The organism is Neobacillus citreus, from assembly GCF_018343545.2.
Classification (GTDB): Bacteria; Bacillota; Bacilli; order Bacillales; family Cytobacillaceae; genus Neobacillus; species Neobacillus citreus.
Map to the genome: position 1 here is coordinate 35,224 of NZ_JAGYPE020000027.1, position 25,165 is coordinate 60,388.

Genomic DNA, 25,165 nt, shown 5'->3' on the forward strand with positions numbered 1-25,165 from the left:
GAAAAAATTAACTTTTCTCGAACAATATAATCGTATGAAACTATGATTCTGAAGGTGGGCGAAAAAATGACTCTTGAACTGCAAACAAAGTTTTTATTAGACCAGTTAAAAGCTCTAGGCGCACCGCCGCTCGAAACTTTAACCCCGCAAATGGCAAGAATGGGTTCCAAGTTTCCCCAAGGGGAAGTTGAGGAAGTAGGCAAGGTGGAAAACCGGACTATTCCTGGCCCTGCGTCAGATATTCCTGTAAGGGTCTACTATCCGAAGGAAGAACAGTCAAGCTATCCAGCGTTAGTTTTTTATCACGGCGGAGGTTGGGTGATCTGCGATCTTGATACCCATGATAATATTTGCCGGGCCCTTACCAATAGCGCTGGCTGCGTTACGATTTCCGTTGACTATCGGCTTGCACCTGAACACAAGTTTCCGGCTGCAGTGGAAGACTCCTACGCAGCAGTACAATATGTATACGACCATGCCGAAGACTTTAAGGTGGACCGCACGCGGATTGCTGTTGGCGGCGACAGTGCTGGTGGTAACCTTGCTGCTGTTATCAGTCATCTTGCAAAAGAGAAAAACACCCCGCCAATTTGTTTCCAGCTTTTGATGTATCCAAGTACCAACACTGGCGGAGTGCCGACCGTTTCGATGGTGGAGAATGCTCACGGCTATTTTCTAGAAAAGGGAACAATGGAATGGTTCCGCGATTGTTATTTGAACAGTGAGGAAGATAAGAAAAGCCCACTCGTATCGCCTGCCTTAAATGAGGACTTTACAGGCCTGCCGCCGGCACTAGTTATTACCGCAGAATATGACCCGTTACGCGACGAAGGGGAAGAGTATGGTAAAAAATTAGCTGATTCAGGTGTGGAAGTAGAAACAATCCGTTACGACGGCACCATCCACGGCTTTATCAGCATGGCGGCAGTACTAAACGTAGGAAAAGCGGCCTTGGAAAAATCAGGGGAAGCTTTAAAAAAAGCATTCAGTAAATAAAATACCTAAAAGTGTCTGGGCCATTATACAATCCAGGCACTTTTTTAAAATTAAAAATAGCAAAATGGAAAAAGAGCATTTATAATATATTTTGCGGAATTTTGTGTAAATTTTTATAGCTTACCGTGGATCAAAATGAGGCACGAGAACCGTACCCATGCATCAATAGAGAGGAAGAATCTATGAATCTTAAACGTATTGCGAAAAAAGTGGTTATTTTAGTTTTGCAGTGCTTGTTAGCAGTGGAAGTGTTGATTTGCATTGGTGCATTACCGGTTTTATTAAAGGATTTGACGTTTCATTTTTCAGATTACTTTATTGCGATTAAAGCCATGAACCTTGGTTTAATCTCCTATGATCAATTGACTTTGGACGGAAAAAATCCATTATTTCCAGTTATTTTTGATAGATACATAGAGTCTATGAAAATTCTCGGATTAAGCATCCTTACAGCTTGTTTCATCGCCTTTGTCATTACATATCTTTCGTTTATATTTTTTCGAAAAAAAATCAACGTCCTTAAAAACTTGATTGAATTGGCAGAGGCTGTTCCTGATTTGATGTTCATTCTCTTATTGCAGCTGGCTGTTATTATGATTTACAAGAAAACAGGAATAAAAATAGCAACAGTGGTCAGTATACGTGAAAAGGCCTTCCTTTTGCCAGTGATCAGCTTAAGCGTTCCCATTAGCTTCTATATCACGAAGGTGTTCATTCACCACATTGAGGAAGAGTTGGAGAAACAATATATCCATTTAGCCAAAGCAAAGGGATTATCTTTTTCTTATATTTTGAATATCCACGTGCTCCGGAATATTGCCGAAGGGATGTTTGGCTCCTCGAAGACCATTTTCTGGACGATGCTGTCCACTTTATTGGTAGTAGATTATTTGTTTAATATGAACGGCTTGTTAAGGGCAATGGTCACTGGACCGGATCCTTTTGTTGTCGGCTGTATTCTCATTTTTATCCCTTTTTATCTACTTTACCGCACGTACGAATGGATCAGCTTTGATTACAGAAAGGATTCCAAGTAGCATGATTCTATTTTTATTAAAAAGAAAAAGATTTGTTTTTGGCGTCTTATTCCTTGTTACGCTGCTTACCTGGAGCATAGTAAATACGGTACTTCATGATGGGGAAATCAGACAGGTGCGTTTTTTTTATGATGATAAGGGGAATCTCATCGATGCACCGCCCTACCCGCCATTTACGGTGTTTTTGCTCGGTTCGGATAAGTTCGGGTATGATTTGGGGCAAATGATGATTGAAGGGGCAAAGTACACCATCGGAATCACCTTGATTGTTGCCATTTTAAGGCTGCTGTTGTCCTTAGTGGCAAGCTCCTTGATCTACTCTGTGAGACCAAGACTGTTTGGTTTTCTAAAAAGTCTTTTTGAACCATTTTCCGTCGTTCCGCAAACCATCATCGTTTATTTCATTTTGTTTAGTGTTTTGTGGATGCCAATTGACGGATTTCAAACCCCATTTTGGAAACGGGCTTTATTTGAAACGGTTATTTTAATTATCATTGCGATTCCGAATTTAACCATCCATCTAGCGAATGAAATGAGGATTGTGGAAAAGGAAGATTTTATTGTGGCCTCCAAAACGCTTGGTGCAAGTAAACGCTACATTTATTTTAAACACATCGTTCCCCATGTTTACGAAAAATGGATTTTATTATTCGGTCAGCAATTTACCCAGGTCCTGCAGCTCCTTGCCCACCTTGGGTTTATGAAGCTATTCTTTGGCGGTACCTTCGTTTCTTACGGGATGATTGTAGACGATCCGCGCTCTGTTTCTTATGAGTGGTCCGGCGTTATTGGCGGAAGTCTTCCTTACCTTTATTCCAGCCAATGGATTATCATTGTGCCAGTTCTCTTCTTTATATTTACAGCAATCAGCGTCGCCTTCATCAATGATTCGATAAAGTCGTATTTTCAAAGAAAAGAGTATACATTTAAAAGGGAAAAGGTCTAAATATATTTTATATCCATATAAAAGAGGCAATCCGGTTAAAAGGATGCCTCTTTTTTAGTACTACATATCTTTTAATCTGCAAAAAAATGATGGGAATAACAAGTTAAAGAATAGGGAATTCAATTTGTTCAGTCAATTTAGGAAAGTCAATGAATGGGTTCCGATTTCCTTGGATTTGGTAAATGGTTTGATTGCGATGCATTTCATAAAGTCCTACTGGAAAAGTCTTGTGCCACTTGATTAAAGTGGAGAGGTCTATCTCAATTCGAAAAGCTTTTTTGATTGCCTTCGGATAGCGGAGCAAGAAATACAGCATTGCCCTTGCTGCTGTCCCTTTGCCATGCTCAGGCTCAAATCTTCCCCCGACTGCGAGTCCGCAATTATTTTGAACCGGTTCTTCCGGTGATTCGGGATGGAAATTGGGTAAATCTGAGTAAGGGAAATTGGAGCGGGTAATATTACATTCCGGGTCGCAAACAAACAAATGATGCAAATCGCCCTTCATAGGTTCGAGGGCTCCGAACCATGATTGGGGGACAATATGTTCCGTGTTAACTTTTAATTTTCGTTCATAGGCTTTCAATTGGTGAAGCGTTTCGAATTCCTTTTGCTTAATTTTTTGAAGAAATTCCTGAAATTCTTCATATTTTTCTGTGATGATTTGATAATCCTGAATAATGATGGTTTCAGGATTCTTTTTTTCACTGGAGTAAATACTTTTTACGCTGCCGTCTGGGTGCAGGTCTACCCAGGTATATAGATATAAATCTTTACTGATAAAATAGGGGATTCGATTTTTATGGGTTTTTGTTAGTAATTCATTGTATTTATAAAATAAAGTGGCGCCATCAAGGTTATGTTGCGCGATTGTTTGATAGTATTTTTCAATATCGAGTGAATCTTCTGTTTCATCGTAATAAAGGTCTTTGTCTTCCTGTATTTTTCGCTTGTTATCTCGCAAAAAAGCCAATTGTTTATGCAAATCAATAAATTCCGAAGTGCTATCCTTAATGACTTTTTTCTTTTTTGACATCTAAATCTCACTCCAGAGAAAAGAATTTATCTTTCAAATTCATTATATAATGATATCTCCGGCAAAACGGCTATAATTTGAAATTTTGTGTTAACAGGCGTAGGTTATGGCTCGGGTGGCTGAATTTCCCTATGGTAAAATGTTATTTTAGAAAAATTACTTTTGTTTTGTGAATTGAGTGTTATAAAAGTAGCTTCAAAAAGAAATTACTGTAAATAATGATTAATTCTGTATTTCCAGTATTTAAATGTATTTTAAAATTATCAAAATAATCACGGAAATGGATTGCATTTTAATTTTGAGAATAGTAAAATTAGTATCCGTGAATAAGAAATGAAGGGGTTTAACCTTAATGGAAAATAGATTGCCATTTTCGAAGTATTTTGTAATAGGGGTCATGTTATTTGCCTTGTTTTTTGGAGCGGGAAATCTAATATTTCCGGCATCACTCGGGCAAAACGCAGGGACAAACGTTTGGGAGGCGGCAGCTGGGTTTCTTATAACGGGGATTGGTTTGCCGTTTCTTGGAATATTAGCGATGGGCGTTTCTGGAAGCAGAAATCTGCAGGAACTGTCAAGCAGGGTTCATCCGCTTTATGGAATCATCTTTACCTCGCTGCTTTATTTAACAATTGGACCGCTGTTTGCAGCACCAAGAACAGGTGCTGTAGCCTATGATATTGGTATTGCGCCGTTTGTCGGCGGGGGCTCGGACCGCATTGGATTGTTCATATTTTCACTAATATTTTTTGGAATAACCTTGTGGTTTTCATTAAATCCGGCTAAGCTGGTTGACCGGATCGGGAAAATCCTCTCGCCTGCCATCATTATTCTCATTTTTGTGTTATTGGTCATGGTGATTGTTAAACCAATGGGGTCGATTGGAGCACCACAAGAAGCATATGCCAACGGTGCGTTTGTAAAGGGCTTTATGGAAGGATACAACACGATGGATGCACTGGCATCGCTTGTGTTTGGCATCATTGTTATCAATGCTGTTCGTGCCATGGGAGTTAAATCAACAAGCGGTATTCTGTCGGCTTCAGCCAAATCCGGATTGGTTGCGGTAGTTTTCCTAGGAATCATTTATGTTGGTGTTGCTTACTTAGGTGCGACTAGCACAGGGCGATTCGGACTTTTAGAAACAGGAGGTCCTGTTCTCGGAAAAACAGCAACCTATTATTTTGGGATTGTCGGAACAGTCATGCTTTCGATTATTATCATTCTCGCTTGCTTGACTACGAGTATCGGATTGGTAACAGCCTGCGGTGAGTATTTTCATGGCCAAATGCCGAAAATCAGCTATAAAATTTGGGTTGTTTTCTTTTCGTTAGTATCTCTTATCATTGGTAATTTCGGATTAGCAAACATCATCAACTTTTCAATTCCAGTGTTAATGTTTCTTTATCCGCTGGCTGTTGTCCTAATGCTGCTGACATTTTTATCAAAGTTTTTTAGACATTCGCAGATCGTCTATGTTTCAGCAACTGTTGTAACCTTTATGGTCAGCATTATCGATGGTATCAAAACTTTCTGTCAGCTTGTAGGAATCGAAAATTTCAGGTGGATGGATCCGATTGTATCCTTTTATGAACAAGTACTGCCGTTATATAATGAAGGACTGGGCTGGCTTTTGCCAGCAATCATTGCCATTGCGATCAGCACTGGAATCGTGAAGCTGCAAAAATATTTTCGAATTTCTCTTAGGGAAAATAATGTTTAAGGCATAATTTTATAAGATGCACTGCACATTGGCAGTGCGTTTTTTTGTTGAAAAAAACCTATTGGTGAAGGGATTAATTTTCCGGATAGGCGGAATTTCCGGAAGAACGGAAAAACAGCTTCCGTAGAATCGGAAATTTCACTCACCAATTATCGATATTTCCTAAGTGAATATGTTGATTATGCCTTTATATTAGGAATTTTTAATTTTCAGAATAGTTGGCATAAAACTTGCAAATAAATTTAATGTAACGGCCTTTTTTTAAAACGAGGATGAAAGCGTTTTCCGAAAAAGACCTTTACGAATTTTACGCAAGGGGGATTTATATGGATTTATTGGTAATTTTATTGGCACTTGGATTATTGATGTTTGTGGCCTACCGAGGTTACTCTGTTATCCTGTTTGCTCCAATCTGTGCCCTCCTGGCTGTGGTCTTAATTGCACCAAGCCATGTATTGCCATTCTTTTCGGGCGTATTTATGGAAAAAATGGTCGGATTTATTAAATCTTATTTTGCTGTTTTCTTATTGGGAGCTATTTTTGGTAAGGTTGTTGAAATGTCCGGGATTGCTGAATCTATTGCGAAGACAATTGTCGGCTGGCTTGGGGCGAAACGGGCGATGCTGTCGATTGTGCTGCTTGGGGCAATATTAACCTACAGCGGGGTTAGTTTATTCGTAGCCGTGTTTGCAATTTACCCGTTTGCTGCACAAATGTTCAAGCAGGCAGATATTCCGAAAAGGCTTATTCCAGGTACGATTGCGCTAGGTGCGTTTACATTTACAATGGATGCGCTGCCTGGAACACCGCAAATTCAAAACGTTATTCCGATTGCTTTTTTTAAAACCGACATCTACGCCGCACCTATCCTTGGAATCATTGGTGCCATCATCGTTTTGGCAGCCGGCTTATTCTATCTGGAATCCAGACGGAAAAAAGCTGAAAAAGCAGGTGAAGGTTATTATGGGTTAGGAGCGGAAATGGCAGCTGCTATTGAAAAGGAAAAGCTTGGTGCCAATGAGCCTGCTCTACCTGATTTAACAATCGAACAGTCATTATCAAGAAAAATTCTTGCCTTTGTTCCGCTCATTTTGGTCGGAGTAACGAATAAACTTTTTGTAACGAATATTCCAAAGTGGTATCCGAATGGCTTTGATTTTGCAGCACTGGGCTTAGATGCCTATAAGGTGGATGTGGCAGTATCTGCTCCAATTTGGGCGATAATTATGGCACTCCTTGTCGGGATTATTACATCTATTGCCTATGATTGGAAACGGGTTACGAAGGGCTTTAAGGATGGCGTAAACACTGCGATAGGCGGGTCACTTTTGGCAACCATGAATACAGGGGCTGAATACGGATTTGGCGGAGTGATTGCTGCACTTCCGGGATTTGCAAAAATAAGTGATGGCATATCGACTACTTTTACCAATCCGCTTGTGAATGGTGCCGTTACGACAACTACGCTTGCAGGGATGACTGGCTCAGCATCTGGAGGTATGGGGATTGCCTTAGGCGCGATGGCTGAAAAGTATAATCAAGCGATTGCCGCAGCGAATATTCCTCCTGAAGTTATGCACCGAGTTGTGGCGATGGCATCAGGAGGAATGGACACGCTGCCGCATAACGGAGCAGTCATCACCTTGCTGGCAGTAACAGGTTTAACCCATAAGCAATCCTATCGTGATATTTTTGCCATCACGGTCATTAAAACATTGGCGGTATTTGCGGTTATTGCTATCTATTCACTCTTTGGAATCGCTTAACAGTTTAGGGGGTCTTGAATATGAGTCAAGCATTAGCTGGAAAAACAGCATTTGTAACCGGGTCGGCAAGCGGTATCGGCTTAGAAATTGCTAGGACTTTTGCTGAAGAAGGTGCAAATATTGTTATTTCCGATTTAAATGAAGAAAAAAGTAAACTAGTGGCGCTGGAGTTAAAGGAACAAGGTTTTGAAGCAACTGCCGCTCCCTGTGATGTCACCGATGAGGAGGCATATAAGAATAGTCTGGAATTGGCAAGAAGTACTTTTGGAAAAATTGATATTCTCATAAATAATGCCGGGCTGCAATATGTTTCCCCAATTGAGGATTTTCCGACAGAAAAATTTGAACTAATGATTAAAGTTATGTTAACGGCGCCGTTTATTGGCATTAAAAATGTATTGCCGTATATGAAAGAGCAGGGCTTTGGCCGAATTATCAATATGGCTTCCATTAATGGCTTGGTTGGCTTTGCCGGGAAAGCGGCCTACAACAGCGCGAAACATGGGGTGATTGGCTTAACGAAAGTAGCCGCATTGGAAGGAGCCCAGTACGGAATTACGGTCAATGCCTTATGTCCGGGTTATGTTGATACACCGCTTGTAAGGGGACAGTTGGTTGATTTGGCCAAGACGAGAAATGTCGGATTAGAACGTGTCCTCGAGGAAGTCATTTATCCGCTTGTCCCCCAAAAAAGGCTCTTATCCGTATCCGAGATTGCGGATTATGCAGTATTTCTAGCAAGCGACAAAGGCAGGGGGATAACAGGTCAGGCGGTTGTTCTCGATGGAGGGTATACAGCGCAGTAGACGGTATCAGTGTAATTGTTAACATAGTACAAGAGAATCCGTGTCAGCGGGATTCTCTTTTTTTTACAAATCTTCCAATTTTCAAAAAACTCATTAAGATTTTGCTATAATAAATTTATCGAGTTTTTATAAGGGAGGCAATCGATGCGGGCATTTGACAAAGTACCAAACAGCTGGCATGAGCAAATTATCAATCTATTAGCAGAACGTGTGGTTATTGTCGATGATAACGGGATTATTTTATATATTAACGAGGGATATTGCGAGTTTATCGGCACCACGATGGAAGAGGCGATTGGCCGGCAGGTACAGGATGTGATTGAAAACTCACGGATGCATATTGTTGCCCAAACAGGTGTGAAGGAACTGGCCTCAGTCCAACAAATAAATGGCAGTGAAATGATTGCTAATCGATTTCCAATTGTTGAAGAGGAACAGATTGTTGGTGCCGTAGGAAATGTCATGTTCCGTAATCCTGAAGAATGGCGTATGTATAAAAGTAAGATCCAAAGCCTTGTTGATGAATTAAACTATTATCAAGCAAAAGTTCAAAGGGATTTGCAAAGTAAATATAGTTTTCAGGACTTAATTGGGGACAGCCCTAATTTTCTTGCAGCAAAAACATTGGCTCAAAGAGTTTCCAGGAGCGATTCATCGGTGTTATTGATCGGTGAATCAGGCACCGGAAAGGAGTTATTTGCACATGCGATTCATCATGACAGTAACCGGACGGCCGCTCCCTTTGTGGCCATTAATTGTTCCTCCATCCCGGAGCACCTGCTTGAATCGGAATTGTTTGGCTATGAGGATGGTGCGTTTACAGGCGCGAAAAAAGGCGGCAAGAAGGGACAGTTTGAATTAGCAAGCGACGGGACGTTGTTTTTGGATGAAATTGGGGACATGCCGCTCACGATGCAAAGTAAACTATTAAGAGTGCTGCAGGAAAAAGAAGTGGTCCGAGTCGGAGGTCATAAATCTATCCCTGTGGATGTGCGGATTATTGCTGCCACCCATCGGAATTTAGAAAGAATGGTAGAAAAAGGGGATTTCCGTCAAGATTTATATTACCGATTAAATGTTATTAAAATTGATATTCCTCCGCTTAGGATGAGAAAGGAAGATATCCCTGCGGTTGCGAAGCGGTTATTGAAGAAATTAGAAGCAAGATTTTTCCGAAATGGTATTGAGCTGTCTATTGAAGTAACAGAAAGATTGATGCAGCATTCTTGGCCGGGGAACATTCGCGAATTGGAGAATGTATTAGAACGTTCGATCAATGTGCTTGATGGAAAAACCATTCTATTAATGCACCTGCCCCTATATTTGCGCGATCGAGAAACCGAGGGGGGAAACGCAGGTAACTTACATAATGAACAAACTGTTTCATTAAGCAATATCTTGTCAACGGAACCGAAGAATATTCTCCCATTGAAGGAGACACTCGTCCAAGCAGAAAAACAAGCAATTGAACAAGCTTTAGTGGTAACGAAGGGTAATAAACTAGAAGCGGCTAAACTACTGGAAATCGGTAAAACCAGTTTTTATGATAAATGTAAATTATATGATATAAATTAACAAGATTTAACCAATACAGGAACTAAAGAAATCCATCATATTATCAAGGACTTCACTCGAAATTTTAATGAGTAAGTCTTTTTTTGTGAATTTTATTTTAATAGAAAGAACAAAATTTATTTGTTGACAAAAAAATATATTGTAACTATTATGATTACAGGTAATTAAATTTGTTACAAATGGACTCTTAAATAAAACTATATCGGAGGAATCAAAATGAAATTATTAGTCACAGGAGCTACAGGAAAGTTTGGCTCAAAAGTCGTTGAGAATTTATTAAAAACTGTAACCGCAAACCAACTTGCTGTCAGTGTTCGCAATCCGGAGAAAGCAGAAGGTCTGCGCGCTCGTGGAGTGGAAGTCCGCCACGGAGATTTTGACCTTCCAGAAACATTGGATACTGCTTTTGCAGGAATCGACCGCTTGTTAATTATTTCTGCAGATGGAGACAATGAAACAAGAATACGCCAGCATGCCAATGCAGTAGCTGCGGCAGAACGTGCGGGAGTTAAATTCATTGCCTATACTAGTTTAGCGAACGCCATGGAAAGTAATAACCTATTCGCTCCGACACATCAGGCAACAGAAAAGGCAATCGTGAAAACAGGCATCCCATACTCCTTCTTACGCAACAACTGGTATCTAGAAAACGAAATCCCAAGTATTCAAGGCGTCATCGCAGGTGCTCCATGGGTAACATCTGCGGAATCAGGTAAAGTCGGCTGGGCGTTGCAGCAGGATTATGCTGAGGCTGCAGCTGCGGTACTGACGGGTGAAGGACACGATAACACAATCTACGAACTTTCCGGTAAGCTATTAACTCAGCAAGAATTGACTTCTGCTCTTGGCAATGTCTTGGGTAAAGAAGTAAGTGTGCAACAGGTAGATGACGCTGCTTATGCTGAAATTATGAAAGGTGCTGGCCTGCCAGATTTTCTAATTCCGATGCTTGTTGACATCCAAAGAAGCATTCGCGAAGGTACACTTGCAGTTGAGAGCAACGACTTCGAAAAGCTTATCGGCCGACCTGCTACTTCAATAAACGAAGCATTATCACAAATCGTTAATGGTATCACCCTAACAAAATAATAAAACTCAAATTTCAATGATTTGTGGAGATAAAAGTTGCGTTTCTGTTTCGAACAGGAACGCTTTTCTATGTTATCAAGCAGGAAATAAAGTGGGCATGGGAGTATTATAGTAAGGGCAACTAAGCTGAAAATGGGGGACAGATTTTAATGAAAGTGAATCCAAAGGAATTTGAAATAAATAATTTAATTTATATCATTAGGTCTGCAAAGGAAGAGGATGCCAGAAACTTATCTGAAGTTAGATTGCAGATTGATGGTGAAACAGAAAATATGGATAGAGAAAAAGGAGAAGCATACATAGATGAATCTGGCTTCAAACAGATTATTAGATCGGATACCGAACGGAAAAATAATCTTTTTTTAGTGGCAGAAGCAAATGATAGAATTGTAGGTTTCTCTAGATGTGAAGGGACTCAACTGAAAAGAATGTCACATAAAGTGGAATTTGGAATCTGTGTTTTAAAAGAATTTTGGGGACATAGCATTGGGAAAAAACTATTGGAAGAATCCATTCATTGGGCAGATTCAAACGGTATTAAGAAAATATCATTAAGTGTTCTTGAAACAAATCGTAAGGCTGTTAAGCTTTATCAAAGATATGGGTTTGAAGTGGAAGGCATTTTAAAAAAGGACAAAATTCTTTCCGATGGGAATTACTATAATACTTTTTTGATGGGAAGGTTTAATGTGTAATCAAAAGGCTATTTGGTGTTTTTTTTATGAAAGTAACAAAGTGAAACTTGTCTTCATATGATAAATTAAATTTCGTGGAAAAGAGGTGTGAAGATTGACACAACATATTACAACTGGTCCATATCCTGGACAAACTGGAGGTTGTATTGCCGAATATAATCACTCAACGCTTAGCCATGTTCCACATCACTACTCGCCTTCTCACAATCCTAATCACAATCCATATTATCAACAGCCAATGACAGGTCCGGGGTTTCAAGGAATCCCATCTTGGAGACCGCCGGGAGGTTCTTATCCGTTTCTATATTAATTTTACGGGACAGTTACAGGAAAAGTTTATACCTTTTTAGCTTATGGCTTTAATGCATTTGTATACGGTTGGGAAGAGAATAATATTGCTAATTGGTACATTTCCTTTTTAAGGGAAAGTACCTTTTTTATTTGTTTAAAGGAGAAAAGTGTTATCATAGTACAGTGAATACTATTAATATTGTGAAATTTTTGATTTGGCGGAAATTGGGGACAAAACTAAATTACTTTATAAATGAGGTGAATTCTATGAAAGCAAAATTCCATTATGCTTGGATAATCATTTTTATTACATTTTTAGCTTTATTGGCTGTTCAAGGAGTTCGCCTTGCGTTTGGAGCATTTGTGCAGCCTTGGGAAAAAGATTTTTCCATGGATAGGGGGACTATTTCCCTTATATCTACATTAAGCTTTGTTGTTTATGGTCTTTCGCAGCCAGTGATTGGGAGACTCGTAGATAAGCTGGGGCCACGGTTGATTTTATCGGTGAGTACCTTATTGGTTGGAGTGAGTATCTTCTTAACCTCCTTTATCAATAAGCCATGGCAGTTGTTTGTTCTTTACGGCATCTTCGTTTCCATCGGAGTGGGGGGAGCATCCAATGTTGCGGCAACGGTACTTGTGACAAAGTGGTTCAATGAAAAACGCGGCCTTGCCTTAGGGATTATCGAAGCAGGATTTGGAGCAGGGCAAATGCTGCTTGTACCAGGATCTTTACTGTTAATAAACTGGTTGAATTGGAAAGTAACAGTTGTTATTTTAGGTATTTTTCTGGCAGTTATTGTTTTTCCTGTTGTCCTTTTATTATTACGCAATGACCCTAAAGAGAAAGGTATACTGCCAATTGGCGGAAAAGCGAAAGAAGAAAAACAGATAATTGGTGATGCGAATCAAAATAGTAATTTTTCTATTTGGGAAGCCTTCCGCCAAAGACAGTTTTGGTTTTTAATTTTACCGTTTGGAGTTTGTGGATTTACCACGACAGGATTAATGGATACACATTTAATTCCTATTTCTAATTTATGTGGGTTTTCACCAGGTGTAACAGGTGCTGCAGTGAGCATTCTGGCTGCTTTTAACATTATTGGTATTTTACTTTCAGGTATCGTTGCGGATCGATGGAGCTGCAAAAAAATACTGTTCGGGTTGTATGCGGTAAGAGCTTTATCCATTGTTATTCTTTTAAATACTTATAACCCGGCAATGCTGCTGGCTTTTGCCGTTGTGTTTGGATTGGTCGACTTTGCAACGGTAGCGCCAACTCAATTACTGGCAACTCAATTTTTTAAAAATCATTCTGTAGGGTTTATCCTGGGCATGTTGTCACTAAGCCATCAAATAGGTTCGGCATTAGGTTCGTACTTACCAGGTTTATGGTATAGCCTCTCAGGAAATTATAATCTTTCTTTCTACTTTTCGATTATCATTCTCGCACTGGCTGCCATTTTTAGCGGGTTGCTTCCGAAGCAAATCGTTAGTAAGGAAGAGAAAGAATTAAAAACATTGCATGCATAAATATTGGAAAAACCTAGCATTTCATGATAATGCTAGGTTCTTTCATTAGAAGAGGGGGGAAGTCAAATACTTGACTCATCTTGGCCCTCCTTTTCAAAGCTTTGAGTAAACGAGTCATCAGGGCATTGACCTGGAATTGGAATACGTGGGTCAAATTCAGGATTTTGGAGTACTTCATACGGCCGCATCATTTCATGGTCCTCATGTTCAAGGTTATGACAATGCCAAGGGTAAATTCCCGTAAAAGGTCCGAAGCGGGCAATAATGCGAGTAACTTCTTTGGGATTCACCCCAACGGTATCCTTCCAGCCTTTTTCATTCGCGGATGGTTCCCGTGGTGGGCCGACGTGTGTGATATGTTTATTTTTATCAATTGTAATGGGAGCATGATTGAGAACCTGAAAATGCACAAGATGTAAGTGCATTGGATGATTGTCTCCTGTTAAATTGTAGAGCTCCCAAATTTCCACTGTGCCATTATACGGAGTTTCTGTAATGGGTAATTCACTCCAGGTCATGTCATTGAGCAATGGTTTCAAACGACCTGGAAATTCTGGGTCATCTATTTCAGTCAAAATGTTCTGCCGTACAGGTACACCTTTTGGATTAAGTCTCTCCAAACAAGATAATGTTGCTGGAATGACACTTTTGTCAGGTTCAGTAAGGTTTTTACTAACACGGAACTCCATAATTTGCGGAAGTGCTGGATTAGGCGGATTGCCGCTTGGGAATGGTGATGGCGCATCATTTGTTAGGGTGATTTTCTGACCTGCATGTTTGGAAAAGTCGACAATCACATCTGCACGTTCCGCTGGACCAAGCAGCAGCCCTTGCCTATGTGGTACAATAACTGGTTTCTCAAGAAATCCGCCATCTGTCCCAATTTGAATAAACTCTTGGCCAGAGCTTAATCGTAGTCGATAAAATCGGGCATTGGAGCCATTCAAGATACGGAAGCGGTATTTGCGCGGTTCCACTTCGAGAAAGGGCCAGACTTTTCCATTCACAAGAGCGGTATTCCCGAAAAATTCTGGGACGACAGATGGTCTGGGTAAGCTTGAATCAATTGGCGGTGAAGGATTCGGCGGCGCTGCCTGGTTTGGCTGGGAAGGATAGAATAATTCACCAAACCGCTCACCGCTAAGATAGAACGATCGATCTTGAATCAATAACGGGATTTCATATTTTCCTCGTGGAAGATTCAGCATTTCCTCTTCGTCATCTCTAATAAGGTAAAACCCGGCTAGCCCTGCATAAACATTCAGACGGGTGATTCCAATCGCATGATCATGATACCAGAGTGTAGCAGGACGTTGGCCATTTGGGTAATAATAAACTTCATGCAAGAATTTAGGGCCAACGTTTTTGAAGTTTCGGGTAAACCAGGCTTCCGGATACCCGTCATTTTCCGGACGATTACGACCACCGTGTAAGTGTACAACTGTCCGGACAGATGGTCGGTCCAGTTCTGCGCCATGCACGGTTCTATCTACCGGAAGCAGGTGTTCATACGGCAGCTTGTTTTCCCACTTAACATAAATAGGTTGGTTCCTGCGAACCTCAAATGTAGGTCCTGGATACATGCTGTTATAACCCCAAACAGTCGTCGGTTTTAGGTCACGGTGTAATTTTTGCTGAACCTGCTTCATTTCTACCTCGTAGTACGGTTTTCCATCTTTGTTCCCGACGGGGGTTATGACTGACGGTATTGGCAATGCATCTACAAACTTGTCTAAAGGCAAATATAATTCCTCCTTATTTTAAAACCTCTTTTTTAGATTATGAATATAGGAAGTTTTCAGTTTTCTTTTTTTGAAAAAATGGTAAACTAGTTAAAAAAACAAAAAGTGAGGCGCCAGCATGATTAAAGCAGTTTTTTTTGATTTGGATGATACGTTGCTGTGGGATCAGAAGAGTGTAAAGGAAGCCTTTGTGGCTACATGTAAGGTTGCAGAAGACCGATATGGACTAGATTCGGACCAGTTGGAGGAGGCTGTCAGAGAGGCTGCTAGAAACCTCTACTCTTCCTATGAATTTTATCCTTTTACACAAATGATAGGAATCAATCCCTTTGAAGGTCTATGGGGTAATTTCCTAGATGATCACGATGATTTTAGAAAAATGAAGGATACGGTTCCTGGTTACCGGAAAGACGCTTGGACGGCGGGTCTTAAGGCTTTAGGGGTTGACGACCCAGAATTTGGACAAGAATTGGCGGAGCGTTTCCCAGCCGAGCGCCGAAAGCTGCCGTTTTTATATGAGGAAACGTTTAAAACACTAGATTCGTTAAAAGGGAAATACCAGCTTCTACTATTAACGAATGGATCACCAGACTTGCAAAATACGAAACTAACCATTACTCCAGAATTGGTTCCATACTTCGACCAAATCGTCATCTCAGGTGATTTTGGTAGAGGAAAACCAGATCCAACGATTTTTGAACATGCCTTGTCACGCCTGTCTATGCAAAAGGAAGAAGTCATCATGGTGGGGGATAACCTAATGACCGATATTCTTGGGGCAAACCGTGCCGGGATCAAATCCGTTTGGATTAACCGCCACAATAAAGAGCGGAATGAAGTCATACCTACGTTCGAGATTCACCATTTAGAAGAGCTTTTTACGATATTGGAGAAGTTATAAAAAAAGATCAGCTGCCTAATCGGGCGGCTTTCTTTATGTTAAAAGACCAATTTCTTTAATACGGTGTAACCTCCCCTCTTCTTTAAGCGACTATTATGCTGAAACCAAATAATTACAAAAAGGGGATCGTGAAAATGAGAAATAAAAGTGTGATTTTCATATTAACCTCTGCCTTAGCTATTGGTCTTTTAGCAGTCTGCGGTTCAGGTGTGGGGGATAAGACGAATGGCAGTTCAGGAGCTCCAAAAGCCGCAGCCCCTAAACAAAATGAGATTGCAGCAAGTTTCCTTCCAAGGATTGAAATTATTGAGCAAGGGCCGGGAATTAACGTGAATTACAGAGTAAAGAATATTTCCGGTAAAGCCCAGAAATTAACGTTTTCAAATGGCTTACAAGTGGATTATATCGTATATGATGAGTCTGGAAAAAAGGTGAAACAATATTCAGAAGAGGTTATGTCAACTCAAGCCATGGAGGAAGTAAATCTCGAAAACAATGAAGAAATCGCCAAGGAATTTACCATCACCGACTTGAAAAATGGCAAGTATAAGCTGGAGGTTTTCTTAACAGCAAAAGAGGAGCAGGCGAGGGTTGTTATGGATTTACTTGTGGAAAAAGCCGCTCTCGACGGTTCTGGCAAATATGTTGGACAAATCGACCCACATACCATTGAGATTGATATGAATGGCACGAAAACTGCGTTCCAATTATCTGATGAAGCCCAAAAACAAATATTAGCCCTTAAAGAGGGAAGTAACGTAACATTTCTATATAAAGAAAATGAAAATGGCCAAAAGGTAATTGAAAAATTTTTATAAAAAATATATTAATAAAAGGGACAGCGATTTTAGATATCACTGCCCCTTAGTTTTTAACCAATCAGCCTTTCAGCTTTTTAAGCACCCGTTCTTCGAAATCTGCCCGGTCAATATCTAAATCATGTGTTTCATTACGAAATGACTTGAACCTTCCGCCCTTCACTTCAAGGGTAAAATAGCCTCTTTCACTTGCAATATTTATATCGCCGATAATATTTTTCCTTCGGATTGGATCGAACAAATTTATCATATTTGGATTGCTGGGATGCGGTCTGAATTGGCAGCCTTGCTCCACGCATATTTTAACAATGTTACGGACCTTCTGATTGGCGATACTATCAATTTTCTTGGTTGTTTCTTTACTTATGGTCATTCTTTAGTCTCCTTTCCGTCATAACAACGATATGCCGTGGCGGCGTTGAATATTCAATAATTATAAAACCTAACACAGTTGTGAATGGGGATTGAGTATTGCACGGATGGATGAGTATCTGTTACCCTTAAATTATAAAAAATATTCATAATATTTTTTCAATAGGAGATGAAATAGATGAATATAGCGATTGATGAGTTATTTATCGGACAAATCGCTCGCTTAAAACGAGTATTTACAGATGATGATGTCAAATTATGCAATGAGTTGACACGGGATTTTAGCCCAGTTTATCAAGTAAATGAAAATGTCTGGAAAAATTTTTACGACCAACCAATTGTTCCAGGGTTATTGACCGAGGGCTTAATCACCCAGGTCATTAGCCAAAAGCTGCCGGGAGACGCCTGCATTTTGTTGCAAAAGGAACTGGTTTTTTATTACCCAGTCCATGTGGGAGATGAGATTACAGCGGAGCTCGAAATTATTGATATTAACGAAACAAGGAATTGGGTAACACAAAGGGTCAGCTGTTACAACCAGCAGGGAAACGAAGTGGTTAAAGGACAGGTGGTCATACTTGTACTGCCGAAACAAAGTTCATAGGTGATGTGAATGGAGCTAACCCAAAAAGTTGATAACCGCGCTGGGTATTGGGGATCACTGGAAGTGGATGAAAAGGGGATTCTTGTAGATGTCAGCCCTGAATTTTGCAGCTGTTTTGCTTTTGAAAAGCCTGATATAATTGGGCTTTCAATTGCGCATATCGTGGAAGGAGCCACAAAAAAACGGCCAAACTCTGCTGTTGGAAATACAGTTATTTCTGGTTTAATTAAAGGTCGTCCCTGTTTAATTCGAATCGAAAAAAAGGACAAACACCTCATTTATTCGGTCATTTTAAGAAAAGAAGAAATCGATCATGCTGAATTTTATTCCTTTCTGCAGATGGTGGATAAGCCAAAAATAAGATCAAAGACAGCCAACAGGAATCGCTATAGCTTTGAGGAGATTATTGGCGACAGCCCATTGATGGCGCAAATTAAGGAACTGGCTGCCAGGATTGCAGCCAGCAGTTCAACTGTGCTGCTTACGGGCGAAAGCGGTACAGGGAAGGAATTGTTTGCCCAGGCCATTCATGGACTTAGCTCGAGAAAAAACCATCCGTTTGTAGCGGTTAACTGTGCGGCCATTCCTGATGAATTATTTGAATCTGAAGTATTTGGCTATGAAGGTGGGGCATTTAGCGGGGCGAAGAAAGAAGGAAAGCCTGGAAAAATTGAATTGGCGCAGAACGGGACACTATTTTTAGATGAGATATCCGAGTTGCCGTATCAAGCCCAGGGGAAACTGCTCCGGGTGCTTCAAGAGCGAGAGGTGGAGCGGCTTGGGGGAACTGGAAGCAAGAATGTTGATATCCGGATTGTTGCCGCTACGAACCGAGATCTAAAAACTTTGGTTCAGGAAGGCAAGTTCCGGCAGGATTTGTTTTATCGTTTGTATGTATTTGAATTAAAAATACCGTCATTAAGGCAGAGAAAAGAGGACATTTTACCGTTAGCCTATTATTTCATCGAATATTTCAATGAAAAATTAGTCCAAGAGGTAAAATACTTAGCACCCAATCTCCAGGAATGGCTTTTGAATTACGAGTGGCCTGGGAATGTTCGCGAACTAAAAGCGGTTATTGAACGGGGGATGAACATTGTTCAGGGGGAAACCCTGACAATGGAAAGCTTGTTTTTTTCCCCATCTCTTGAACGTTCAGTTGAAAAAATGGAGGCGGAAGAAACACCTAAACTCTTAAGTTTAGAGGAAGCTGTATCAAATGCAGAAATTTCTGCTATCCAGCGTGCACTAAAGGAAGCAGACGGCGACCGGACAAAAGCAGCCCAATTGCTGAATATTCACCTAGCCAGTCTATATAGAAAAATAGCGAAATATAAACTAAATAAATGATGATTTTATCTATTCACACACACTTTTCCTAGTGTGTGTTTTTTTGTTTCGCAAATTAGATTCGCAGATTTGCAAAAGAATAGTGATTTTGCAAAAATGCAAAACTCGGGAAACAGCAATAGTAGTGAATTCTATGTTGGCACGGAATTTGCAATATAGAAAGGTAAAGGAGGGAATCATCTTGTTGAATTTTACCTTTAGTAATGAACAAGAATATTTTCGCGAAATGCTAAGAGAATTTTCCTTAAATGAATTGCTGCCCCAATATACAAAATGGGACCGGGAAAAAACACATCCCCGCCATTTGTGGAAAAAGCTTGGAGAACTGGGAGTGAATGGACTGCGAATTCCCGAAGAGTATGGCGGCAGCGGGGCGGATTGCGTGACGACTGGAATTGCTGCAGAAGAAATAGGGCGCGGGGATTTTAACTTAACCTATGCCGTTATGCTGAATGCGCTTGCATCGGAAATTATTAGCAATCATGCGACAGACCAATTGAAAAAAACTTGGCTTCCGCAAATTGCTAGCGGTGACAAAATTGTTGGAGTAGCAATTACCGAGCCAGCGGCCGGGACCGATGCAGCTGGAATCCGCTCGACAGCAGTACATAAAGGGGACCGCTACATTTTAAATGGAGAAAAGTCAGGTATTAGTGCGGCAACCATTGGCGATGCTTTCATAGTTTTTGCAAAAACAGACCCCAGCTCCGGCAGCAAAGGCATCAGTGCCTTCGTTGTGCCTGCCGATGCTCCGGGCGTGGAGTGTAAAGGTTATGACGACATGGGTAATGTACCGATTGGAAGAGGGTCGATTTATTTAACGGACGTCGAAGTTCCGGAAGAAAATTTAATCGGACTTGAAAACAATGGTTTTTTCCAGGTCATGAATGGGTTTGACCTTAGCCGCCTATTAATTGGCCTTCAGTGTGCAGGGGCAGCCTTCCAAAGTATCGATGAGACCATTGAGCACGTAAAAACGAGGCAGGCTTTTGGCAGACCGCTTGCAAAATTTCAGGGTGTTTCTTTTCCAATCGTTACCCACTATACGCAGTTGGAGTTAATTAAGTGGCAGGCATATCGCGGCCTATGGCTTCGTGACAATGGGAAAAAACATACAAAAGAGGCATCCTCGGTAAAATGGCTAGGTCCAAAATATGCTCAGGAGGCAATCCATGAATGTATGCTTCTTAATGGCCACTACGCCTATACGAAGGAAATGCCGCTCGAACAAAGGCTTAGGGATGTAATTGGGCTGGAAATTGGTGATGGCACAGCACAGGCTAACCAAATGGTTATTGCTCGAGAATTGATTGGAAAACAATTTCGTCCCTATTAAAATAGGAGACTACTTCCCAAATGGATGATGCTGATAAATTTTTTATCGGACAAATAGCGAGAATCCAAAGGACCATTGTTAGTAAAGATGTTGAAAAGTGGAAATTTTTAACCCGGGATTTTAATGTGGTGTATCAAAGTGAGACGCGGTTTGAACAGCCTCTTGTTCCGGGAATTGTTTGTGAGGGATTGATTGCGGAGGCGATGGGTAAAGAATTGACCTGTCACCCTGCTGTGATATTGAAGAAAGAATTCGTCTTTTTAAATCCAGTCCATATCGGAGATTTGTTGACAGTTGAGATAGAAACCATAGACGTCAATCAAGAGATGGATTGGGTGACTGAAAAGGTAACATGCACCAATCAATCTGGTCTTGAAGTGGTCAGAGGGCAAGTTATTTTGAAAATTTTATCAAAAGAAAATGGAGGAATGAAAAATGGAAATGACAGATGTACTTTATGAGAAAAAGGATGGAATTGCCAAGATAACAATTAATCGCCCAGAGGTTTATAATGCCTTTCGTGCTCAAACTGTCCAAGAATTGATTTGGGCGTTCCGGGATGCCTGGGATGATAACAGAATTGGTGCGGTTATTTTGACCGGAGCAGGAGAAAAAGCCTTCTGTACTGGCGGTGACCAAAAGAATAAAGGTGACAGTGGCTATGATAGCTCAGGCGGACTTGGCGGCGGTATCGGCTTGGAAATTGAAGCTCTGCATCGGACAATCCGCGCGATTCCAAAGCCGGTTATTGCAGCCGTAAACGGTTATGCGATTGGCGGCGGCCACGTTCTACATGTGGTTTGCGATTTAACCATCGCCGCTGAAAATGCCATTTTTGGCCAAAGCGGTCCGAAAGTGGGCAGCTATGATGCAGGGTTGGGATCTGCCTATCTTGCAAGGATTGTCGGTGAGAAAAATGCCAGGGAAATTTGGTACTTGTGCGAAAAGTATTCGGCGCAAGAGGCAAAGGAAATGGGACTTGTCAATAAAATCGTCCCTCAAGGCGATCTGATGGCGGCTGCAGAGGAGTGGGCGGGAAAAATTCTAGAAAAGAGTCCAACAGCTATTAAAATGCTGAAATATTCCTTTAACGCAGATTCTGCCAATATTGAAGGGATTTCGCAAATTTCAATGGCGAGCTTAGCGATGTTCTACAAAACGGATGAGTCGGCAGAGGGAAGAAATGCGTTTGTCGAGAAACGTCCGGTTGATTTTAAGAAATTCAGACAGTAAACCAATATTACCTTTAGTAGGGGGAGAACAGGCTGATGGGTTTCGAAACGATTTTAACGGATGAGGATATCAAAAAATATGAATCGAATTGGTCAAATAAGACGATTCTTGATTATTTAAAGGAAGCAATTGAAAAGTATCCTGAAAAAACAGCCATTATTGATAAGAAAAGCAGATACACCTATAAGGAACTCGGAAAACTCGTTGACCGAGTAGCCCTTGGTCTGCTTGAAATAGGCTTGAGAAAAGGGGATGTCATCTCCATCCAGCTTCCAAACTGGAATGAGTTTGTGATTTTGCACTTTGCAGCCACTAGAATTGGCGCCATAAGCAATCCATTAATCCATATTTATCGTGATCGGGAAATTGGCTTTATGGTCAAACTCGCCGAATCCAAGATGATTGTCGTACCCGAAGAGTTCCGCGGTTTCAATTATCCGGAAATGATTGAGAGGCTTAAGCCGCAATGGCCCTCACTGGAACATATTTTTGTCATTGGAGAAAAAGTGCCGGAGGGCATGAAATCTTTCTCCTATTTAATGGATGTTCCTTGGGAAGAGCAAAGGGATCCTTCTGTTTTGGACCAGATTGCCCTAAATCCTAATGAAATAACAGAAATTATTTTTACATCAGGGACGACAGGTGAACCAAAAGGTGTCATGCACACCCACAATACGGTGACGTTCGCATCTGAGCTTTGGATTGACCATTTTCAATTAACTCCTAATGATGTCATTTTCATGGCTTCCACCTTTGCCCATCAAACCGGTTTCCTATATGGTGTCCGCCTTCCGGCTATATATGCGGGGAGTGCTGTTTACCAAGATATTTGGAATCCGGAAGAGTTTATTCAATTAATAGAAAAAGAGAAAATTACCTTTACTACTGCAGCTACACCGTTTTTACAGGACACGATTCAAGTCAACGGAATCGAGAAATATGATTTAAGCTCGCTCAGGTATTTTGCCGCGATTGGAGCCCCAATCCCAAGAACACTGGTTAAACAGGCCCGGCAAAAGCTGCCTGCGCAAATCCTGTCAGGCTGGGGGCAAACCGAAAACGGCTTGGTTACCCTTACTCTTGCAAACGATACCGAGGAAAAGCTCACTTCTACAGATGGGAAAGCATTCCCGGGGCTTGAGGTTAAGGTTGTGGATGCAGTAGGTAATCAAGTGCCTCCTAACGTAGAAGGAAGTTTACTGGTAAGAGGACCTTCATTGTTTGTTGGTTATTTAAAACGAATAGAGTTGACAAGGTCTGAGTTTGACGGGGAATGGTTCATCACAGGCGACCGCGCGATGATGGATGAAGACGGCTATATCCGCATCACCGGCCGTAACAAGGATATTATTATTCGCGGCGGCGAGAACATCCCGGTTGCGTATGTGGAAAATGTTTTATACGAGCACCCGGATGTATCCGTCGTTCAAATTGTTGCCATGCCGGATGCGCGTCTGCAGGAAAAAGCCTGTGCATTTATAAGCATGAAGCAGGGGGCAGCACCGCTGACTTTTGATGCGATGAAGGCCTTTTTAGCAGAAAGAGGCGTCGCCAAGCAATATTGGCCAGAGCACCTCGAAGTGATTGACGATTTCCCGCGAACACCAAGCGGGAAAATCCAGAAGTTCCGCTTGCGGGATCTGATAAATGAAAAATTTGCTGATAAGGTTTAAAAATTGGAGGGATAAACAGTGGTAAAACGTACTGCATTTGTTACTGGTGCCGGCAGCGGCATTGGCAGAGAGATTGCTAAATTACTAGCATCACGGGGAATGGCCTTAATTGTTGCTGATATTAATAAGGAGGGCGCTGCGGAAACTGTTTCGCAAATTAAAGGAAATGACGGTGAAGCAGTTGCGGTTCATTGTGATGTTACCAGTTTGGAAAGTGTGAAAAAAGCAGTTCAGGAATCAGTTGAGGCATTTGGAAAAATTGACGTGTTAGTGAATAACGCCGGCTGGGATAAGGTTGAACCTTTTTTAAAAAGTGAGCCGGACACCTGGAAGAAAATCATCGATATTAATTTAATGGGGCAGATCCATACGTGCAAGGAGATTTTACCGCTTATGATTGAAATCGGTTACGGGAAGGTTGTCAATATTGCTTCTGATGCAGCTAGGGTTGGTTCGAGCGGTGAAGCTGTTTATTCTGCGGCAAAAGGCGGCGTAGTAGCGCTGACAAAAACACTTGCCCGCGAAATGGCCCGTCATAAGATCAATATTAATTGCGTGGCTCCAGGACCGAGTGACACTCCTTTATTTCAGGAAATTGGATCTTACAATGAAGGACTTGCCGGTGCTCTGGAAAAGGCTATTCCGTTCCGAAGATTGGCACAGCCGCAGGATATTGCCGGCGCGGTGGCCTACTTTGTTTCTGATGATGCGGGGTATGTGACTGGACAAACGTTGTCGGTCAGCGGAGGCTTGACAATGCTCTAAAAAAATAGAATCTTTTAAGGAGATTAGTAGAATGTCTTTTGATAATATTTTGGTTGAAAAACTAGGGGCTATCGGGGTTATCAAAATCAATCGGCCTAGCGTTCGGAACGCTTTGAATCAGGATACCATTACCGAGATGGAAGAGGGGTTTGAGGCGCTTGAACGGGATGATAGGATTGGGGTCATTGTTTTAACCGGAACAGGGGATAAAGCCTTTGCGGCTGGGGCTGATATCAATCAGGTCCGCGGCTATCAACCTATGGATGCCATTTCGTTCGGAATGTCCCGCTTTTATCAAAAAGTGGAAAGCAGCCCAAAGGTGACCATCGCAGCGGTAAACGGCTATGCCTTAGGCGGTGGCAGTGAACTGGCGCTGTCCTGCGATATTCGGATTGCCAGTGAGGATGCTAAATTTGGCCTGCCTGAACTTAACTTGGCGGTTATTCCGGCAGCAGGCGGGACTCAACGGCTGACAAGATTGATTGGCAAAAGCAGAGCCCTTGATCTTATATTAACAGGTGACGTGATCACTGCTGAGAAAGCAAAAGAAATCGGCTTGGTATCGGCAGTTGTTCCAACAGAAGAGTTATGGAGAGCTGTTGAAGAAAAGGCGGGGAAAATTTTAGCCAAGGGGCCTTTAGCGGTAAGGCTTGCCAAGCTCGCGGTTCACAGCGGAGCGGAAACGGATATTCAAACAGGTATATTGATAGAGCAACTGGCTCAAGCAGTACTGTACGGCTCCCTTGACAAGGAGGAAGGAACCTCGGCATTCCTTGAAAAACGACAAGCTTCATTTATCGGCAAATAGGCGGTTCAGCTTCAGTTTTCATTTTTAGAAACTGAAGCTTTTTTATGGAGGTTTTCATTGTTCACAACTTGTT

Annotated in this window: 24 protein-coding genes; 21 read left to right on the forward strand and 3 right to left on the reverse strand. The window is 41.4% G+C overall.

Translation table 11 applies throughout. From position 1 onward, the window contains the following. Positions 1–66: 66 nt before the first annotated feature. From KHB02_RS15520 to KHB02_RS15530, 3 genes are all read left to right on the forward strand, one after another. Positions 67–996, forward strand: coding sequence for an alpha/beta hydrolase (locus tag KHB02_RS15520; protein ID WP_213148217.1), 930 nt, complete (start codon positions 67–69; stop codon positions 994–996). A gap of 182 nt (positions 997–1,178) precedes the next feature. Beyond that, on the forward strand, positions 1,179–2,033 hold the full coding sequence (locus KHB02_RS15525; protein ID WP_213148218.1) for an ABC transporter permease subunit: 855 nt from the start codon (positions 1,179–1,181) through the stop codon (positions 2,031–2,033). Position 2,034: 1 nt separating this feature from the next. Beyond that, positions 2,035–2,979, forward strand: a complete 945-nt coding sequence (locus tag KHB02_RS15530; RefSeq protein ID WP_213148219.1) for an ABC transporter permease subunit — start codon at positions 2,035–2,037, stop codon at positions 2,977–2,979. 103 nt (positions 2,980–3,082) lie between these two features. Here the strand turns inward: KHB02_RS15530 and KHB02_RS15535 are convergent, their stop codons facing one another. After that, positions 3,083–4,012 carry an endonuclease I family protein gene (locus KHB02_RS15535; RefSeq protein ID WP_213148220.1) on the reverse strand — a complete coding sequence of 310 codons (930 nt, stop codon included), beginning with the start codon at positions 4,010–4,012 and terminating at the stop codon, positions 3,083–3,085. 352 nt (positions 4,013–4,364) lie between these two features. Here KHB02_RS15535 and brnQ point away from each other — a divergent pair, with 352 nt between their 5' ends. The 8 genes from brnQ (at position 4,365) to KHB02_RS15575 (ending at position 13,490) form a co-directional block, all read left to right on the forward strand. Next, on the forward strand, positions 4,365–5,735 hold the full coding sequence (brnQ, locus tag KHB02_RS15540) for a branched-chain amino acid transport system II carrier protein (protein ID WP_213148221.1): 1,371 nt from the start codon (positions 4,365–4,367) through the stop codon (positions 5,733–5,735). Positions 5,736–6,061: 326 nt separating this feature from the next. Then, positions 6,062–7,501, forward strand: a complete 1,440-nt coding sequence (locus tag KHB02_RS15545; RefSeq protein WP_213148241.1) for a GntP family permease — start codon at positions 6,062–6,064, stop codon at positions 7,499–7,501. A gap of 20 nt (positions 7,502–7,521) precedes the next feature. Then, positions 7,522–8,307: a 3-hydroxybutyrate dehydrogenase gene (locus tag KHB02_RS15550; RefSeq protein ID WP_213148222.1), complete on the forward strand. Its 786-nt coding sequence runs from the start codon at positions 7,522–7,524 to the stop codon at positions 8,305–8,307. A 144-nt stretch (positions 8,308–8,451) separates the two neighbouring features. Continuing rightward, the gene (locus KHB02_RS15555) at positions 8,452–9,882 is read left to right on the forward strand and encodes a sigma-54 interaction domain-containing protein (RefSeq protein ID WP_213148223.1); all 1,431 of its coding nucleotides are present in this window, start codon (positions 8,452–8,454) and stop codon (positions 9,880–9,882) included. 216 nt (positions 9,883–10,098) lie between these two features. After that, a complete protein-coding gene (locus KHB02_RS15560) occupies positions 10,099–10,971 on the forward strand; it encodes an SDR family oxidoreductase (RefSeq protein ID WP_213148224.1) in 873 nt (290 codons plus the stop codon). Between the two features lie 149 nt (positions 10,972–11,120). After that, the gene (locus KHB02_RS15565) at positions 11,121–11,666 is read left to right on the forward strand and encodes a GNAT family N-acetyltransferase (RefSeq protein WP_213148225.1); all 546 of its coding nucleotides are present in this window, start codon (positions 11,121–11,123) and stop codon (positions 11,664–11,666) included. 94 nt (positions 11,667–11,760) lie between these two features. Then, the gene (locus KHB02_RS15570; RefSeq protein ID WP_241113891.1) at positions 11,761–11,976 is read left to right on the forward strand and encodes a hypothetical protein; all 216 of its coding nucleotides are present in this window, start codon (positions 11,761–11,763) and stop codon (positions 11,974–11,976) included. A 248-nt stretch (positions 11,977–12,224) separates the two neighbouring features. Beyond that, complete coding sequence (locus tag KHB02_RS15575; RefSeq protein ID WP_213148226.1) at positions 12,225–13,490, forward strand: MFS transporter; 1,266 nt, start codon at positions 12,225–12,227, stop codon at positions 13,488–13,490. 62 nt (positions 13,491–13,552) lie between these two features. Here KHB02_RS15575 and KHB02_RS15580 read toward each other — a convergent pair whose 3' ends face one another. Further along, positions 13,553–15,232, reverse strand: coding sequence for a multicopper oxidase family protein (locus KHB02_RS15580; RefSeq protein ID WP_213148227.1), 1,680 nt, complete (start codon positions 15,230–15,232; stop codon positions 13,553–13,555). Between the two features lie 118 nt (positions 15,233–15,350). Here KHB02_RS15580 and KHB02_RS15585 point away from each other — a divergent pair, with 118 nt between their 5' ends. Then, complete coding sequence (locus tag KHB02_RS15585) at positions 15,351–16,133, forward strand: HAD family hydrolase (protein WP_213148228.1); 783 nt, start codon at positions 15,351–15,353, stop codon at positions 16,131–16,133. Positions 16,134–16,267: 134 nt separating this feature from the next. Beyond that, the gene (locus KHB02_RS15590) at positions 16,268–16,951 is read left to right on the forward strand and encodes a BsuPI-related putative proteinase inhibitor (protein ID WP_213148229.1); all 684 of its coding nucleotides are present in this window, start codon (positions 16,268–16,270) and stop codon (positions 16,949–16,951) included. Between the two features lie 61 nt (positions 16,952–17,012). On the opposite strand, the gene KHB02_RS15595 is transcribed toward KHB02_RS15590, so the two are convergent. Beyond that, complete coding sequence (locus KHB02_RS15595; protein ID WP_213148230.1) at positions 17,013–17,324, reverse strand: hypothetical protein; 312 nt, start codon at positions 17,322–17,324, stop codon at positions 17,013–17,015. 177 nt (positions 17,325–17,501) lie between these two features. Here KHB02_RS15595 and KHB02_RS15600 point away from each other — a divergent pair, with 177 nt between their 5' ends. The 8 genes from KHB02_RS15600 (at position 17,502) to KHB02_RS15635 (ending at position 25,092) form a co-directional block, all read left to right on the forward strand. Continuing rightward, a complete protein-coding gene (locus KHB02_RS15600; RefSeq protein WP_213148231.1) occupies positions 17,502–17,927 on the forward strand; it encodes a hotdog family protein in 426 nt (141 codons plus the stop codon). Positions 17,928–17,936: 9 nt separating this feature from the next. After that, positions 17,937–19,277 carry a sigma-54 interaction domain-containing protein gene (locus KHB02_RS15605; RefSeq protein ID WP_213148232.1) on the forward strand — a complete coding sequence of 447 codons (1,341 nt, stop codon included), beginning with the start codon at positions 17,937–17,939 and terminating at the stop codon, positions 19,275–19,277. 181 nt (positions 19,278–19,458) lie between these two features. Then, the gene (locus KHB02_RS15610; protein WP_241113892.1) at positions 19,459–20,613 is read left to right on the forward strand and encodes an acyl-CoA dehydrogenase family protein; all 1,155 of its coding nucleotides are present in this window, start codon (positions 19,459–19,461) and stop codon (positions 20,611–20,613) included. Positions 20,614–20,633: 20 nt separating this feature from the next. After that, a complete protein-coding gene (locus KHB02_RS15615) occupies positions 20,634–21,074 on the forward strand; it encodes a hotdog family protein (protein WP_213148233.1) in 441 nt (146 codons plus the stop codon). Next, on the forward strand, positions 21,049–21,846 hold the full coding sequence (menB, locus tag KHB02_RS15620) for a 1,4-dihydroxy-2-naphthoyl-CoA synthase (protein ID WP_213148234.1): 798 nt from the start codon (positions 21,049–21,051) through the stop codon (positions 21,844–21,846). The genes KHB02_RS15615 and menB overlap by 26 nt, the downstream gene beginning before the upstream one ends. Before the next feature lie 35 nt (positions 21,847–21,881). Next, a complete protein-coding gene (locus tag KHB02_RS15625; protein ID WP_213148235.1) occupies positions 21,882–23,519 on the forward strand; it encodes an AMP-binding protein in 1,638 nt (545 codons plus the stop codon). Between the two features lie 18 nt (positions 23,520–23,537). After that, positions 23,538–24,284 carry an SDR family NAD(P)-dependent oxidoreductase gene (locus tag KHB02_RS15630; protein ID WP_213148236.1) on the forward strand — a complete coding sequence of 249 codons (747 nt, stop codon included), beginning with the start codon at positions 23,538–23,540 and terminating at the stop codon, positions 24,282–24,284. Between the two features lie 31 nt (positions 24,285–24,315). Next, a complete protein-coding gene (locus KHB02_RS15635; protein ID WP_213148237.1) occupies positions 24,316–25,092 on the forward strand; it encodes an enoyl-CoA hydratase/isomerase family protein in 777 nt (258 codons plus the stop codon). Positions 25,093–25,165 lie beyond the last annotated feature (73 nt).

What these genes read in the sequence shown, in the direction of transcription:
- KHB02_RS15520 (WP_213148217.1), top strand. Translation starts at nt 67, where the DNA reads ATGACTCTTGAACTGCAAACAAAGTTTTTATTAGACCAGTTAAAAGCT.
- KHB02_RS15525 (WP_213148218.1), top strand. Translation starts at nt 1,179, where the DNA reads ATGAATCTTAAACGTATTGCGAAAAAAGTGGTTATTTTAGTTTTGCAG.
- KHB02_RS15530 (WP_213148219.1), top strand. Translation starts at nt 2,035, where the DNA reads ATGATTCTATTTTTATTAAAAAGAAAAAGATTTGTTTTTGGCGTCTTA.
- KHB02_RS15535 (WP_213148220.1), bottom strand. Translation starts at nt 4,012, where the DNA reads ATGTCAAAAAAGAAAAAAGTCATTAAGGATAGCACTTCGGAATTTATT.
- brnQ (WP_213148221.1), top strand. Translation starts at nt 4,365, where the DNA reads ATGGAAAATAGATTGCCATTTTCGAAGTATTTTGTAATAGGGGTCATG.
- KHB02_RS15545 (WP_213148241.1), top strand. Translation starts at nt 6,062, where the DNA reads ATGGATTTATTGGTAATTTTATTGGCACTTGGATTATTGATGTTTGTG.
- KHB02_RS15550 (WP_213148222.1), top strand. Translation starts at nt 7,522, where the DNA reads ATGAGTCAAGCATTAGCTGGAAAAACAGCATTTGTAACCGGGTCGGCA.
- KHB02_RS15555 (WP_213148223.1), top strand. Translation starts at nt 8,452, where the DNA reads ATGCGGGCATTTGACAAAGTACCAAACAGCTGGCATGAGCAAATTATC.
- KHB02_RS15560 (WP_213148224.1), top strand. Translation starts at nt 10,099, where the DNA reads ATGAAATTATTAGTCACAGGAGCTACAGGAAAGTTTGGCTCAAAAGTC.
- KHB02_RS15565 (WP_213148225.1), top strand. Translation starts at nt 11,121, where the DNA reads ATGAAAGTGAATCCAAAGGAATTTGAAATAAATAATTTAATTTATATC.
- KHB02_RS15575 (WP_213148226.1), top strand. Translation starts at nt 12,225, where the DNA reads ATGAAAGCAAAATTCCATTATGCTTGGATAATCATTTTTATTACATTT.
- KHB02_RS15585 (WP_213148228.1), top strand. Translation starts at nt 15,351, where the DNA reads ATGATTAAAGCAGTTTTTTTTGATTTGGATGATACGTTGCTGTGGGAT.
- KHB02_RS15590 (WP_213148229.1), top strand. Translation starts at nt 16,268, where the DNA reads ATGAGAAATAAAAGTGTGATTTTCATATTAACCTCTGCCTTAGCTATT.
- KHB02_RS15595 (WP_213148230.1), bottom strand. Translation starts at nt 17,324, where the DNA reads ATGACCATAAGTAAAGAAACAACCAAGAAAATTGATAGTATCGCCAAT.
- KHB02_RS15600 (WP_213148231.1), top strand. Translation starts at nt 17,502, where the DNA reads ATGAATATAGCGATTGATGAGTTATTTATCGGACAAATCGCTCGCTTA.
- KHB02_RS15605 (WP_213148232.1), top strand. Translation starts at nt 17,937, where the DNA reads ATGGAGCTAACCCAAAAAGTTGATAACCGCGCTGGGTATTGGGGATCA.
- KHB02_RS15615 (WP_213148233.1), top strand. Translation starts at nt 20,634, where the DNA reads ATGGATGATGCTGATAAATTTTTTATCGGACAAATAGCGAGAATCCAA.
- menB (WP_213148234.1), top strand. Translation starts at nt 21,049, where the DNA reads ATGGAAATGACAGATGTACTTTATGAGAAAAAGGATGGAATTGCCAAG.
- KHB02_RS15625 (WP_213148235.1), top strand. Translation starts at nt 21,882, where the DNA reads ATGGGTTTCGAAACGATTTTAACGGATGAGGATATCAAAAAATATGAA.
- KHB02_RS15635 (WP_213148237.1), top strand. Translation starts at nt 24,316, where the DNA reads ATGTCTTTTGATAATATTTTGGTTGAAAAACTAGGGGCTATCGGGGTT.